The following is a 14,694-nucleotide window of genomic DNA, read 5'->3' on the forward strand; positions in this document are numbered from 1 at the left end:
GCCTCACCAAAAGTGGAAATAGAGCGTGATGCCCCCTAAAACCAACCATAATATCGCGAGTAAGATAGTCGAGCGTCTTGAGAAGAAAATAGAATAACGGTGCGCTTTATTTGCGTAATACTGCTGGGTAAATAAAGGCCGCTCATCAAAGGCTTGGCCTATAACGATATCGGAATTGAGTAAGGAGTCCTGTTTCTCTTGCCAGTGGTCGAGCGCGCGATACACGGCGCTGATTTCAATATAGGAATTCACACAATTAAATACGCCAAAAATAGTCAGCAGTACGGGAATGTACAGAGTGTACAAGTTTCCCCAGTGTGGGTTGGTATTATTCATCGCCGAACAGTAGGCAATTACCATGAATGACTGAGCGGTAAAAAAAGCATTGGTCCGTTGTGCTAGTGACGAAATTTCTTGATGTATCTCTTGCCTATAAAACGTCAGTCTTTCGCGCGCTGTCGTAAACAGAGCAGATGAGCGCTCATCGATTTCAGGCGGCGTGTTGCCCATTGCAGGATCCACACTGATTCCTTACTAGAAAAGTTAAATTTAACTTAAGCATAGTGGTAAATCATCGTCACGCCGATTTTTTAGTTCTTAGAGCCAATAAATACCCCCCATATTGCACCAATATGGGGGTCTTCCTTACATGGTGTAAGAGAGCATGACCGAGGTTTTGGTATCCGTACGATCAGGAGCAGAAGAAGGCGGGTTATTGTTCCAAGTCACGTTATAAGCAAGCTTCAGTGAGAAGTTCGAGTTAATCGCGACCTGTAATCCTGTTTCGGAGTTCACCGTGGTGTCTTCACCAAATGAGCTAAGTACTGACACACCTTGAATGAATTTCGTCGTATCCGTCAGCTGCCATTGGTAGCTTAATGCACCATAAGCCAGAGCAGTCGTTTTATGACCCCCCTCATGATAATCGTCGTAACGAACACCTGGACCTAATTCTGCGCGCAGCGAATGCACTGGACCATTAAGAATTTGGCGACCGTAGCCAGCTACTGCGGTATCACGACTATCGTAGCCATTTAGGCGATCGCTTAGCCATGTTGCTTGGCCAAACAGGTAATCGTCTGCATTTAAGTTATGACGGGTACGACCACCAATGCTATAAGTCTCGGAAGAGCGCTCATCGTTTGAAGAGGTATTCGAGGCATTTCCATAAAGGCTATAAGCCATGGTGTCTTGAAACCAAGTCATATTGGTCTGAGCGGTGAAGTTAGAGCTTTTGGTGTTGCCACTCTGCGCAAGGTAGCCTGCAGATGCACTTCCATCGAAAGGCTTTTTAGCGGTTGCAGGGTTATCCATAGAAGTGAACACAACCGTATCAGCCAATGCTTGCTGACCCAATACACCTAAGCCCAACAATACCGTGAATGCGACTTTATTAAAAACTTTCATTAAATGACCTGTACTAACGAAATGGGTCCAAAAATGCAGAATGCCTGCATACCTGAATGTAAAAGATAAAAAGTAGCCTGTTAAGCCTCCGATTTCTTATTACGGTTGGAGGGCTTGGCTGGGTGCGTATCATAACGATGAATTTAGAAATTAAAAGAGGGTAAAGTGTAAATCAGAGGAATAACTTTTCCGAGTATAATCGGGAAAGCGCCGCAAAGCGCTTTAACCGAAAATAAGTCTCATACTAGCGTCAGCCAGTGAAGCAGCACATAGCCGATGACCACGACAATTATCGGCAAAATATATAGCAGATAATATTGTCTGAAAGGATTTTGGGCCGTTAACATCACGCGTGGTGCGTTATGTTCTACCGCTTTGCCCTCACCTTGTGCGCGATCAACCACACGTTGATCTTCAAGTTGCTCTTTGACATAACGATATTGCCGCCATTGCCGTGAACCCGCAGCGTTAAGCGCCATGCCAAAGAAAATCAGGAAAAAGATTAACCAGAACGTTACGTTGGTACTGTCGCTAAAATTAGGGACCGGTGAATGATGCCAAAAGACATCGAGAAACCGAGTATTGAAGCGGATCATATCGACGATGACTCGCACAAAGTCTGCTAGCACCGCATTCACACCTGCAAGTTTATCGCGCTGGGTGCTCAGATAGTTAAGGAGTGAGATCGCTGTCGATAACGTGCTTAGTATAAAAATAATCCATCCAACGCCTTTTTTCATCGTCGCGTTGTTTCGAGCCTGAGTGAGTGTCATAACTTCACCTATCAATGTGATTAATTGGTATTAAATAACACAGCTGATTTGACAAATCGATCTTAGTTGAAACAATACCCATCATTAACGACCCCTCTTTAGGAGACACAATGCCGACACTTCATACTACGAAAGCCGTTATTTTTGATATGGATGGGATCCTGATTAATTCAGAGCCTTACTGGAAGACAGCGGAACAGGTCGTCTTTGAAGCTCACGACATCGACCCGGCGATTTCGCAGCGCCTCCCGGATACCACCGGCCTTCGTATCGATCAAGTGGTAAAGCTATGGCTACACGTGGCAGGTAATAAGAGCGCTAGCGCTACGCTTATCACTCAACAAATCATTGATTTTGTGATTGATAAAATTAAGGATGAACGTCCGTTACTCCCCGGCGTAAAGCACGCATTACAGCTCTGCCAACAATCCGGGATGAAAATTGGGCTCGCCTCGGCATCGCCAATGTCCATGATTACTACCGTAGTCAGCCTGTTTGAACTTCATCCCTACTTCGTGACGCTCTCTTCGGCTGAAATGCTCCCCTATAGCAAGCCTCATCCCCAGGTTTATCTGAATGCGGCGAAGGCCTTAGGTGTCGACCCCCTCAACTGCTTAGCCATTGAAGACTCGGTCAACGGCATGGTTGCAGCAAAAGCTGCTCGGATGCGCGTCTTTACCGTTCCCGCGCTTGAGCAGACCGACTGGCCAGTCTGGGCATTAGCAGATAGTAAGCTCCCGTCCCTCAACGCCTTAACACTCGACCTACTACAGGGTAAATAAAACGATACCTCTTGTTACAACGTCACTATTCACAAACACTGTATACTTATCTATACTGGACGTATTTCCAGCTTTAAGTGTATTAACTCATGACCGCCGAAGGCCACTTACTCTTTGCTTTAGCGACCGCCGTTGCCGCAAAGCGCTATGATCTCACCCCTATTCTCAGTGCTGCCGACTGGTGGCATCTGATCCCGGCGTGTCTACTCACCAGCTTACTCCCGGATATTGACCACCCTAAGTCGCTACTTGGCCAACGCCTGCGTTGGATTTCTATACCGATTTCTCGCATATTCGGACATCGCGGCTTCACCCATAGTTTGATCGCCGTGGCGATGGGTATTTTTCTACTGGTGAACAAACTACCTGCTGATTTATTTATTCCTAACGATGTCATTCAAGGAATGGTATTGGGTTATTTGAGCCATATTCTTGCGGATATGCTCACTCCAGCCGGCGTTCCTCTCCTTTGGCCTTGTCGCTGGAGATTCCGATTACCTCTGCTTCCTTCATCTAAACATCCACAGCCGGAACGCTATTTTTGTATTGCGCTATTGACCTTTGCCGTACTCACCCCAGAAAACCTTACCAAGCAGTGGATTGCTCTGGGTTCACAACAGGTCAATCAAACTTGGCAACAGTGGTCTCCCCTGTTTTCAGGGGTCACCCATTAATGTCGTAAAGTTATATAATAGATCTTCTAGTTATAAGAGATTCATTACGTCGCCATGGTAAAGTTTGCGCCTTTTTCACTCGGTCACACCAACACGTTGGTAAGATATAAGGGGTATTCATGGAATGGTCGGTAGTCATTAATATAGGGATCTTCATTTTATTGTTGCTGTTGCTCTGCGCAATAGGTAATGATAAATGGAGTTTATCCAAACGCGTTTTCAGCGGGCTGATCATCGGCGTACTATTTGGGATTGGCTTACAGGCTGTATATGGCGTAGAGAATCCGACACTCGCCACCTCAATTAGTTGGATTACTATCGTCGGTAACGGTTATGTGCAATTACTGCAAATGGTTGTGATGCCATTAGTCTTCGCGTCCATTCTTAGCGCGGTTGCCCGCTTACACAACGCTAGCGCCTTAGGCAAAATCAGTTTCCTTACGATTTTTGTTCTACTCTTTACGACCGCGATTGCGGCGCTGGTTGCCGTGTTCGTCACCGGGTTATTTAACCTTAATGCACAAGGCTTAGTGCAAGGGGTGAAAGAAACCGCACGCCTGAACGCGATTCAGAGTCACTACGTCGGACAAGTCGCCGATCTTAGCGTGCCACAACTCATCCTCTCTTTTATTCCTAAAAATCCATTTGCCGAGTTAACCGGTGCAAGCCCGACTTCGATTATCAGCGTTGTGATTTTTGCGGTATTTTTAGGTGCAGCGGCTATTCAGCTAGTAAAAGATAGTCCGGAGAAAGGCCATCGGGTGCTTGCAGCGATCGATATTCTACAAGCTTGGGTGATGAAATTAGTTCGTCTAATAATGCGACTCACTCCCTATGGCGTTATGGCGCTGATGACCAAAGTAGTGGCAACATCGAATTACCATGACATCGTGAAATTAGGGACCTTTGTCGTTGCCTCATACCTAGGATTACTCATCATGTTTGGCGTACATGCGCTCTTGCTAGCCATCAATGGTATTAACCCTCTACGCTATTTCCGTAAAGTTTGGCCGGTAATTAGCTTTGCCTTTACCAGCCGTTCGAGCGCAGCCTCGATCCCCTTAAGTATTGAAGCTCAGCAAAAACGCTTAGGGACACCTGAATCGATTGCCAGCTTCTCGGCCTCTTTTGGTGCTACGATTGGCCAAAATGGCTGCGCAGGGTTATACCCTGCTATGCTTGCGGTGATGATCGCGCCGACGATGGGTATCAATCCCTTTGAGCCGATGTGGATCGCAACGCTGGTGGGGTTAGTGACACTAAGCTCCGTCGGCGTAGCCGGTGTGGGGGGAGGAGCAACCTTTGCTGCACTGATTGTACTACCGACCCTAGGATTGCCGGTGACCTTAGTCGCACTCTTGATCTCAATTGAACCGCTGATTGATATGGGCAGAACGGCATTGAACGTCAACGGTTCCATGACAGCAGGAACGTTAACCAGCCGCTGGCTAGGTCAGACGGATCAAAGCGTGATGGAGCGAGACGCTCACGAAGAAAAATCATTGCACTAAGAGATAGATTAAAGAGCATTCACTAAGAATGAAAAACTTAGTGATTAACGCCAGTCGGTTATTACGACTGGCGTTTTTGTTAGGAATAGGTGCAGTAACACTCCGTACTTGGGTAGAGAACCCAAACGTCTACCCATTCCCTATGCCACTCCCTAGCGGATGAAATTGAGCGATAGCTTCCTAGCATTTCTATACTCACTGAATAATCCTATTTATATAACCATCAACAGCAATAGTTGTGTTTTTGACTACACTCAGACAAACAATCGTATTTTTAATTATAATCGAGGGAAATGAGATGAAAAAGTTTTCGACGCTGGTTTTGACGCTAGGCATGCTAATGGCGGTAAGCTCTCAGGTTGAGGCAAAAGGATGTATCAAAGGAGCAGCTGTAGGGGCCGTTGCAGGTCACGTTGCCCACCATCATGGCGTACTCGGTGCGGCAGCGGGCTGCGCAGTGGGCCATCATGAGGCTAACAAAAAGCAGGCCAATGACGATAACAAGGCCGCACAAAAACATTAATATCGAAAGAAAGGGTATAGACTCTCCCCCTCTATATCCTTTCCCTACCTACTTTTTGATGTAAGATTCTTAGCCTGAATAACTCGTTATGTTCGCAGCTAACGCGCCTTATACTAAAACAGACTGGTGCTGCTTGAGTCAATTATTCCAAGCAATATAGAGGGTTTGCAGATAGGAGGTATTGTGTGGAAAAGAAAGGATTCACAAGGACTATGAACCCCTTCTAGTAAGCCTGCTAAGGCGCAAGCTATTCGATATTATTGTTGGGCAACTTGGGGATCAGTATCGTATTCTTGGCAGCTTTGGAAGCCATAGTTCATGACACGATCACTGCCGCTATAGCTCACGAAATAGGTTACAGGCTTATTGTCTGTACCTTTACCGATAACGTAGGTTTCGCAAGTTCCACGAGCATGCACCATGGTGATGTCCGTTGACGGTGTGCCCGCGATTTGGTGCACTTGCTGACGAGTCATTCCTTTCTTAACATTTTTAACTACCGGTTGAGTCACGTAGCTCTCTGCCTGACGGTAGGTTGTACATCCGCTCAGTACCGCTAATGCCAAGCCGCTTACAATCATACCCGTTAATTTCTTCATAAAGTCCCTCTGCAAGTATCAATCATTCAGTTAGAATCATTCGTGATAAATTAGTCACTAATAAGTGTAGACATAGATTTCCAGCAAAACAAATAGTTAACATAGATCTTTACGGGCTAAGCCGTTATCCTCTTCTCTACAGTGCTCTGACGGCGCTTTGTTAGCAAATCTTATGATTGAGGATCCATGTCAATAACTCATACTCCCCGAATGGCGCTTGCCATCCCCCTTGGTTTAATGGCCGGCCTGGGGCCGCTCTGTATCGACTTATATTTACCGGCACTGCCGCAATTGGCCAACGATCTAGCGGTACCTACCGCGAGTGCGCAGCTTAGCCTTACCGCAGGACTCTTAGGCTTAGGGTTGGGTCAGCTTCTTTTCGGTCCACTTAGTGATAAGTATGGACGAAACAAACCCTTACTGATCTCGTTATGTATTCTCTTCCTCGCCTCCATCGCCTGTGCCTTTGCACACACTCTGCCACAGCTATTGACGGCGAGATTATTCCAAGGGCTCGGCGGAGCTGGCGGCGCGGTATTATCACGAGCCGTTGCCCGTGACCGATTTAGCGGTCATGAATTAACGCGGTTCTTCGCAATGCTTATGTTGGTCAATGGCCTAGCGCCGATCCTCGCGCCGATTATTGGCGGGCTACTTACGAGCTATATGAGTTGGCGTGGGATTTTTATCGTCCTCGCGGGCATCACCGTCGTACTCATCATTCTTGCTAAAACCAAAATCGAAGAAAGTCTAGTCCCTGAAAAACGGAGCCAAGGCTCTGTCTTTACGGCGTGGAAACTCTTAATCGACGTCGTTCGCCATCGTCCATTTATGGGATTCTGTCTGACACAAGGCTTTATGATGTCCGGCATGTTTGCTTACATCGGCGCTTCCCCTTTTGTGCTTCAGGAAACCTATGGCCTCTCACCCCAGAGCTTTAGCTTTTGTTTCGCATTAAACGGCGTTGGCTTGATTCTCGCCTCACAGATTAGCTCGCGCCTCTGCCCTAAATTTGGTGAATATGCCATTTTACGCTGTGGCCTTGTTATCGCATTTATCGCGTCCAGCTGTTTACTGATCAGCGGACTTTTACATGCAAGCTTAACGACGTTTTTAGTTGCGCTATTCTTTAGTATTGCTAGTAATGCCATTATTTCTACTACCGCCTCGTCGCTCGCAATGCAGAGTCAAGGGCATCGCGCTGGAAGCGCTTCCGCAGTAATCGGTGTCACGATGTTTACCTTGGGCTCGATTGCGATACCGATCACTGGACTCGGCGGTTCTTCAGCACTGGCAATGGGCGCTACCATTTTTGGTTGCTTTATGCTGGCGATTGTCATGTTTCTCTTTGTGGCAAAAAAGCCGGTGACTAACACCAAACAACACTAATTTTCCGGCGCCCCTCATCGCGAAGGGCGTCAGAACTCTCACTCGCTTACACAGAGGTTTTGCCATGTCTTTACAGCAAGAAATCATTGAAGCCTTAGGGGTCAAACCGAGTATTAATCCCGAAGAGGAAGTTAGACGTAGTGTTGATTTTCTAAAGAATTATTTGAAACGGTATCCCGGCCTAAAATCCTTAGTGTTAGGGATTAGTGGCGGACAAGATTCAACACTCACCGGTAAGATCTGCCAATTCGCCATCAATGAACTGCGCGAAGAATCCGGCGATAATGATTACCAGTTTATTGCGGTGCGTCTCCCCTATGGGACTCAGGCCGATGAGCAAGATTGTCAGGATGCCCTCGCCTTTATCCAACCCGATAAGACATTGGTCGTAAATATCAAAGAGGCTATCTTAGCAAGTGAGCGCGCGTTACGGGATGCCGGAATCAGTCTTACCGATTTCGTGCGCGGTAATGAGAAGGCTCGCGAGCGAATGAAGGCGCAATATAGTATTGCTGGGATGTCGAAAGGCGTCGTGGTGGGTACCGACCATGCTGCCGAAGCGGTGACAGGGTTCTTTACTAAATACGGTGATGGCGGCAGCGATATTAATCCATTATTCCGCCTGAATAAACGACAAGGTAAACAAATCCTCGCGTCTTTAGGCTGTCCAGAGCATCTCTACTTGAAGCAACCCACTGCCGATTTAGAAGATGATCGGCCAGGCTTACAAGACGAAGTCGCACTAGGCGTCACCTACGCGGATATTGATGCTTATTTAGAGGGAGAGAAAATTGCCGCAGAACGCGCTGAGATTATCGAGGGCTGGTACCTGAAAACGGAACATAAGCGTCGCCCGCCTATCACCGTTTTTGACGATTTTTGGCAATAAAAAATAAGGCTGCGCAGATTAACTCCGCAGCCTCTATGACGTCTTACTTAGCCGCTGCATCAGGTGCAGGGTGTCTCGCGCTCTTCATTTTTTCATAATTTGTTTGATACTGTTTTTTCTGGTCAGCGGTTAATAAATTATAAATCTTATTATCCGTTTGTAAGCGATTTACCATACGCTGCTTATCCAGCGCTGCGCGGTTATCGGCTAACGATTGCGCCTTCGCCGAATCAAACTGCTCAGCGGTGATAAGGTCGAAGGCCGCTTGGCGATCAGCTTTAGAAGGAGGAGTCATCGTTTTACGCCCCGCTTCTAAAATCGAATGGATCTGCTGTTTCTGGGCATCCGTTAATACGATCCCTTTCATCAACATCATTTCTGGGCCACCATGAGGACGCTTTTGCATAGCCGGGTGCTCGGTTGGCGTAGTGCTTAACGGTGCCGTCTCGGCATAAACCATTGACGCGGAACCCATCAGTAACGAGCTCGCAAGGAGTAATGAAGTGACTTTACGCATTTTAGTTTCCTTAACTTATACAACCACGAGTATGTCGTGAACACGAAAACAAGAGTAAATGATCCAATGTCAAGCAACGCGCAGTACAGTAAACCCTTGAAAATAAATCCCTATCATCTCGTTCGTTTTTGCAATCACTGCTAAGACCACGACGTTATTCTGTAATGAACGTGTAAATTACCTTACCCCTCCCCCTGATTAAAGTAGTCAGGTTGCTGTGCTGGCGGCTCTGATTTCAGCGTAATAGTATTAGAGGTCACCCGTTGATTCCCATTATCGACGGTTACCGCTAGATGGTACTCATTTTTCGCGCCAGGCGTATCGTTCCAAGGTGGTAATATAATCGTCCACCCCGTCAATTGTTGGGGATTACTCGGTGGCGTTAAACTAAGTTCTCGCGTATCACCTTGCCAGACCACCTGTTTAATTGCCTTATTAGGCGTGGCCTGTATCACAAGGTTAATCGAATCACCGGCATTTAATTGCCATGGCGGTGTTGCCAGGTAAACAGTAAAACGTTGGCGTTTACGGTAGCTCATTACTGGTAAATTATTACGCGTGACGACATCATAACGACTGCCAAATAATGAGCGGGCATCAGCCACCGCATAAGGCGATAACTGTTGAGCGAGAGACTGGCCAAAATGATAGTTAAGGTTGAGTCCAAATACGTCTTGGCTCTCTCCGCCTGAACCTTCTTTATGTGAAGCCGATACCGTCACCAATGGGACTGGCGTATAGGTAACCCCTACCGACATGCTACGGGGGTTGTTATAGTAATTACCGTCATTGAAAATATCGATCCCATCGCCAAGATATTGTTGCCAAGAAAGCGTGACACCCAGTTGTTGATAGAAGGGTAAATAACCTTGGCTAGTAATATCATAACCGCGAGCCATACGCTGCGCTTGATTCGCCGTCGTATTACGCCAACCGGAGAGCGGCGTATAGTAATTGGCTGAGAAGCGCAAAAAATGGCTCCACAGTTCGGTACCTACCGAGCCGCGTTGCTGATCATTGGTAAAGAGGTGGTCCAAAAAGGCGTTATAACCAAATAGCCAGCGGTCGTTAGAAAAGCGCTGCCCCACCCCTGCGCTCCCGACCGTTCCTAGCGTGCTCTCGTTAACGGAGAGTTGGCTGAAAGTGAGGCGATGACCATTATCGAGTAGCGGAGTAAATAGCGAGCCTGTCGAACCGGTAAATTTACCCTCCATATCCACGTTTAGGTTTAAATTAGCCTGACCTAGGGGGGAAAGAAGATGCTCGCCAGTATTATCGACTTTCTCAGTGAGTTTATCGCGCACGCGATTGAACGCCCACTCACTCGCACTGCGGCCAGTACTTGTCGTGTCATCGGTGCTCTGTAATGACTTACCTAAGCTCGTCGCGATATCAGTGAGTCGCTGATCGACCGGGTTACCTGACGATTGTGCAGATCCCAAATCGGGGAGAGTACTGGCGTAAGAGGGACTCGACGCATCAGGATGAAGCATGCTACCCTTTGCATTGAGCACCACCAGTGACGGAGAAAGCACGGCAACTACCGTGATTAAAGATGTAAAATTACGCTTTGAATCTAACAATATAAGTATCCCCTCTTTGGCTATCGCTCCTCGATCAGCTCCTTAAGTATATAAGTTGAGATGTGTATCACAATATCGTCGTATTCCGAAGTTTTGCTTTTCTATTCGCGCGATAACTTTACGAGTTGCTCGGTTAGGGCGAGCATGCTGGGCTCCTCGATCCCGAAGCGTTGTAACGTCGCCATCATCTCTTCGAAATAAGAGAGGTTTTTACCTAGGGGCCCCTTAGCTGCTGTAATAACCTTCGCTTTATGGGTAAGGCATTCGTTCGCGCAAAATAGCGTATGCTCAGTATTCGCAACGAAGACTAGTGCATCGACAGTTCGCCCACTTTCCAAGGTTAAGGTTTGCCACAGTGGTCGATAACAGCCCGTTATCATCTCTCTCTTCCAGAGTAGAGCCAGCTCAGCCTCCCAACTATCGCAGCTCAGTTTAAAAGCACGCCCTACTGTATGACCGCCTTCCACCAGCGCCAGCATACGACCGGGGTTAGCCGAGGTCCCTCTTCCCGCCACTAATGTGAGACAGAAGTCTCTCGACCAGCCCGCTAAGTAGGCAGTTTCCACTTGATCGTAGTCTAATAACGGGTTCCACATCAACGATCCATAACCGAAAATCCATAACGGCCCTGAACTCGGTTTACGGGCAAGAAAATCTTGCAGTGAAGCCGCTCGTTGCTCAGCCGATAGCACTAAGCATTCCTCTATCGGTCCAAACGACGATTGGCAATCAGCGTTTTTCAAGAACTCTCGGGTTAACACAAAAACTCCCAGTGGTTAATCATTACTCGACTATCATGACAAAGTCACCTTAAGGTGGAAAGCCTATAATGTTAAATTTCAGCAAATAATCGTTTCGTAATAAAAAAGAAACTTGTTCATTAAACGACCTAAAGGTGATTATTGGCACACTGGAACTTAATTCACTCTTAACCCCGTATAACTGTAGGTTATCAATTTAAAATGAGGTAACAAAAACACAGATATGTGCTAAAATAAATTAATTTAATCCTTTATAATCATATTGTTGTGATGATAAATTTACTTTTTGGTATTAAACCGGAGAGTAAAGCAAAGTAAAACAAAGTGATCAGGATTAATTATTTGCTATAGTTAAGGTTAACCCTTAGTAGAAATACTCATGGGTAAAGTGTAAAGCCGCCCACATCATAAGGAGATCTGATGCCAGCTACCGAAAAGACTCGTCATAAGGAATTTAGCCTAGCGCTACCTATTCTCGCCATCGGTTTATTAATAGGATTTGGACAACCGGAGGGGCTATTATTGACCACCGGCATGAACATCATCGCGCTCGTTGCTATCTTATCTAGTGCCTTCAGTGTCGTTCGCCACGCAGATGTGCTGGCCCATCGCTTGGGAGAGCCCTATGGCTCACTGGTTCTTACTCTCTCCGTCGTTATCTTAGAAGTAAGCTTAATCTCAGCGCTAATGGCCACCGGCGGTGCAGAGCCGACTTTAATGCGTGACACGCTCTATTCCATTATCATGATTGTGATCGGGGGCTTAGTGGGTTTTGCTTTGCTACTAGGGGGAGGCAAATTTGCTACACAATATGTCAATCTGGCGGGTGTAAAACAGTATCTGATCGCAATCTTTCCTCTCGCAGTACTCGTATTGATTTTTCCAAATGCACTCCCTGGCGGAAACTTTACTACCGGTCAGGCTCTCCTTATCGCTGCCCTATCCGCAGTCATGTATGGGGTCTTCTTGTTAATACAGACTAAAACCCATCAAAGTCTGTTCGTGTACGAACACGAAGACGATAGTGACGATGGTGACCCCCACCATGGCAAACCTTCCGCACATAGCAGCGGCTGGCACAGTGTCTGGCTGGTGATTCATCTGATCGCCGTTATTAGCGTGACAAAACTTAATGCTCCGGTTTTGGAAAACTTACTTCACGCCCTCCATGCCCCACAACAATTTACTGGCTTCCTAATCGCCTTACTGATCCTCTCGCCTGAAGGCTTGGGGGCAATTAAAGCGGTCCTGGCAAATCAGGTGCAGCGTGCCATGAACCTATTTTTTGGCTCGGTGATTGCGACAATCTCGTTGACGGTACCCGTGATTACTATCCTCGCGACGCTGACTGGTAGTGAACTGCATTTTGGACTGGATGCTCCACAGATGGTCGTTTTGGCGAGCGTATTAATCCTCAGCCAGATATCGTTCTCAACGGGGAGAACCAACGTCCTCAATGGCGTAGCGCACTTAGTACTGTTTGTCGCCTATTTAATGACGGTCATGCTTTGATCTGTCCAGCAAGAAGTGAACTCTCTCGATGAGTTTGAAGGGAATATAGTTAAATAAAAAAGGGCCTATTCAGGCCCTTTTTTATTAGTTACTGGTGTCTAAGGCTGGGAAAGACTTCACTAAGTCATCAATCGCCTTCATCTGTACTAAAAACGGTTCTAACTTATCTAGCGGTAAGGCAGACGGCCCGTCGCATCGTGCTTGAGCAGGTTGTGGGTGCGCTTCGATAAATAACCCCGCAATCCCTACTGCCATACCGGCACGGGCTAGTTCTGCAACCTGCGCACGGCGGCCGCCAGAAGCTGCACCAAACGGATCGCGAGTCTGCAGCGCATGTGTCACATCGAAGATAACGGGGGAGTTATTCGTCACCTTTTTCATCACATTAAATCCGAGCATATCGACAACTAGATTATCGTAACCGAAATTACTGCCGCGATCACAAAGGATTACCTTGTCATTACCGCCCTCAGCAAATTTATCGACGATATTACCCATTTGTCCTGGGCTAACAAATTGTGGTTTCTTAACGTTGATGACTGCGCCAGTTTTCGCCATCGCCTCTACCAAGTCGGTCTGACGAGCGAGAAATGCCGGTAATTGTATAACGTCTACCACTTCAGAAACGGGCTGCGCTTGACTTGCTTCGTGAACATCAGTGATGATTTTCACACCGAAGGTCGCCTTCAGCTCTTGGAAGATTTTCATCCCTTCCTCTAAACCCGGTCCACGGTAAGAATTGATGGATGAGCGGTTGGCTTTATCAAAAGACGCCTTAAAAACGTATGGAATGCCTAACTTTTCAGTGACGGTGACATAGTGCTCGCAAATTTGCATGGCGAGGTCACGCGATTCCAGAACGTTCATACCACCAAATAATACGAAAGGTAGATCATTCGCCACGCGGATATCACCGATAGCTACCACTTTTTCGACCATACTCTTATCCTTTAAATTAGCTGTTAATAAGGTTCACTAGTGCAAAGTGAACGATTTATATTCAATCGTGTGCATCTGTATTTTGATCATCTCACTGACCGGATCTTCCGGGCACTGCTCGACAAAATACGCCAGGTCAGTCAGCGCAATGTGCTCGCATTCCAGTTGGGCATAAATAAGACCACGGTCGCGGATTTCATAAGGATCATCGGGGTCGAGCGCGACGAGTACTTTGCTGATTTGTAACGCCAACTCCATCTGGTTCTCTTCCATTAACGAAACCTTGAGCGTTTCGAGAAGTTTACGGATAACCTCTTCAGGGCTAGCCGGCTCTAAATCGACATCGTCGATCCCCGAGGTAGGCCCGATGGTACCCTTTACCCAAACGTCCAGGGTATGCTCGTCGAGTGTATCGCCGTTAAAAGGATTGATCAGCCACATCTCACCATCGACCCAGTCGGCACGCAGAATAAGCTGGGTGGGAAAGATGACCGGAAAAAGAGGCAGATCGAGATGTTCACTGAGATAGAGTAAAATAGCACCCAGTGAGACCGCACTCCCGCGGCGATGCTTGAGAACATTATCTAGCCAAAGCGCCTCGGAAAGACGATATACCCCACCGATACTGGCGAATCCCCACTTTTTAAAGAAGAGCTCGAGTAAACGCTCCAGTCTCATATCGGGATTAGATTCGCAGGCTATATAGCTTTTTGCTTCAACCAGCAACGAGGCGAGTTGATCACGTACCCATGATTCTGAAAAGTCTTCGCGGACTTGCACTGTTAGAGCAATCATCGCTTCAGACAACGAACGCTGTGTATCTATGGGAGCCATA

General features: G+C 47.0%; 16 protein-coding genes. 7 read left to right on the forward strand and 9 right to left on the reverse strand.

The window, feature by feature from the left end; all coding sequences use genetic code 11:
• Positions 1-3: 3 nt before the first annotated feature.
• From HGT70_RS06745 to HGT70_RS06755, 3 genes are all read right to left on the reverse strand, one after another.
• Positions 4-522 (reverse strand): hypothetical protein, encoded by a 519-nt coding sequence (locus tag HGT70_RS06745; RefSeq protein WP_157725296.1) that lies wholly within the window; start codon positions 520-522, stop codon positions 4-6.
• Positions 523-645: 123 nt separating this feature from the next.
• Positions 646-1,407, reverse strand: coding sequence for a DUF481 domain-containing protein (locus HGT70_RS06750; RefSeq protein WP_071430293.1), 762 nt, complete (start codon positions 1,405-1,407; stop codon positions 646-648).
• Positions 1,408-1,646: 239 nt separating this feature from the next.
• Positions 1,647-2,180, reverse strand: coding sequence for a YniB family protein (locus tag HGT70_RS06755; protein ID WP_214195363.1), 534 nt, complete (start codon positions 2,178-2,180; stop codon positions 1,647-1,649).
• Between the two features lie 110 nt (positions 2,181-2,290).
• Here HGT70_RS06755 and hxpB point away from each other — a divergent pair, with 110 nt between their 5' ends.
• From hxpB to HGT70_RS06775, 4 genes are all read left to right on the forward strand, one after another.
• Positions 2,291-2,962: a hexitol phosphatase HxpB gene (gene hxpB, locus HGT70_RS06760; RefSeq protein ID WP_071430298.1), complete on the forward strand. Its 672-nt coding sequence runs from the start codon at positions 2,291-2,293 to the stop codon at positions 2,960-2,962.
• An 89-nt stretch (positions 2,963-3,051) separates the two neighbouring features.
• Positions 3,052-3,636: a metal-dependent hydrolase gene (locus HGT70_RS06765; RefSeq protein ID WP_071430300.1), complete on the forward strand. Its 585-nt coding sequence runs from the start codon at positions 3,052-3,054 to the stop codon at positions 3,634-3,636.
• Between the two features lie 119 nt (positions 3,637-3,755).
• Positions 3,756-5,147 (forward strand): L-cystine transporter, encoded by a 1,392-nt coding sequence (locus HGT70_RS06770; protein ID WP_214195364.1) that lies wholly within the window; start codon positions 3,756-3,758, stop codon positions 5,145-5,147.
• 298 nt (positions 5,148-5,445) lie between these two features.
• On the forward strand, positions 5,446-5,670 hold the full coding sequence (locus HGT70_RS06775; RefSeq protein ID WP_214195365.1) for a hypothetical protein: 225 nt from the start codon (positions 5,446-5,448) through the stop codon (positions 5,668-5,670).
• A gap of 257 nt (positions 5,671-5,927) precedes the next feature.
• On the opposite strand, the gene osmE is transcribed toward HGT70_RS06775, so the two are convergent.
• The gene (osmE, locus tag HGT70_RS06780) at positions 5,928-6,269 is read right to left on the reverse strand and encodes an osmotically-inducible lipoprotein OsmE (protein ID WP_071430307.1); all 342 of its coding nucleotides are present in this window, start codon (positions 6,267-6,269) and stop codon (positions 5,928-5,930) included.
• Between the two features lie 186 nt (positions 6,270-6,455).
• Between osmE and HGT70_RS06785 the strand changes: the two genes are divergently transcribed.
• Together HGT70_RS06785 and nadE are read left to right on the forward strand one after the other, a co-directional pair.
• Positions 6,456-7,658, forward strand: a complete 1,203-nt coding sequence (locus HGT70_RS06785) for a multidrug effflux MFS transporter (RefSeq protein WP_214195366.1) — start codon at positions 6,456-6,458, stop codon at positions 7,656-7,658.
• Between the two features lie 64 nt (positions 7,659-7,722).
• The gene (gene nadE / locus HGT70_RS06790) at positions 7,723-8,547 is read left to right on the forward strand and encodes an ammonia-dependent NAD(+) synthetase (RefSeq protein WP_214195367.1); all 825 of its coding nucleotides are present in this window, start codon (positions 7,723-7,725) and stop codon (positions 8,545-8,547) included.
• Positions 8,548-8,590: 43 nt separating this feature from the next.
• Here nadE and HGT70_RS06795 read toward each other — a convergent pair whose 3' ends face one another.
• From HGT70_RS06795 to HGT70_RS06805, 3 genes are all read right to left on the reverse strand, one after another.
• A complete protein-coding gene (locus tag HGT70_RS06795; protein ID WP_071430312.1) occupies positions 8,591-9,064 on the reverse strand; it encodes a Spy/CpxP family protein refolding chaperone in 474 nt (157 codons plus the stop codon).
• 182 nt (positions 9,065-9,246) lie between these two features.
• Entirely contained in the window at positions 9,247-10,647 is a 1,401-nt protein-coding gene (locus tag HGT70_RS06800; protein ID WP_214195368.1) for a YchO/YchP family invasin, read from the reverse strand.
• Between the two features lie 101 nt (positions 10,648-10,748).
• The gene (locus HGT70_RS06805) at positions 10,749-11,408 is read right to left on the reverse strand and encodes a gamma-glutamylcyclotransferase (protein WP_214195369.1); all 660 of its coding nucleotides are present in this window, start codon (positions 11,406-11,408) and stop codon (positions 10,749-10,751) included.
• A 420-nt stretch (positions 11,409-11,828) separates the two neighbouring features.
• Here HGT70_RS06805 and chaA point away from each other — a divergent pair, with 420 nt between their 5' ends.
• Positions 11,829-12,920 (forward strand): sodium-potassium/proton antiporter ChaA, encoded by a 1,092-nt coding sequence (gene chaA / locus HGT70_RS06810; protein ID WP_214195370.1) that lies wholly within the window; start codon positions 11,829-11,831, stop codon positions 12,918-12,920.
• An 84-nt stretch (positions 12,921-13,004) separates the two neighbouring features.
• On the opposite strand, the gene kdsA is transcribed toward chaA, so the two are convergent.
• Positions 13,005-13,859, reverse strand: coding sequence for a 3-deoxy-8-phosphooctulonate synthase (gene kdsA / locus HGT70_RS06815; protein WP_214195371.1), 855 nt, complete (start codon positions 13,857-13,859; stop codon positions 13,005-13,007).
• A gap of 36 nt (positions 13,860-13,895) precedes the next feature.
• The gene (sirB1, locus tag HGT70_RS06820) at positions 13,896-14,693 is read right to left on the reverse strand and encodes an invasion regulator SirB1 (protein ID WP_071430321.1); all 798 of its coding nucleotides are present in this window, start codon (positions 14,691-14,693) and stop codon (positions 13,896-13,898) included.
• Position 14,694 lies beyond the last annotated feature (1 nt).

The organism is Rosenbergiella collisarenosi, from assembly GCF_018494085.1.
GTDB lineage: Bacteria > Pseudomonadota > Gammaproteobacteria > Enterobacterales > Enterobacteriaceae > Rosenbergiella > Rosenbergiella collisarenosi.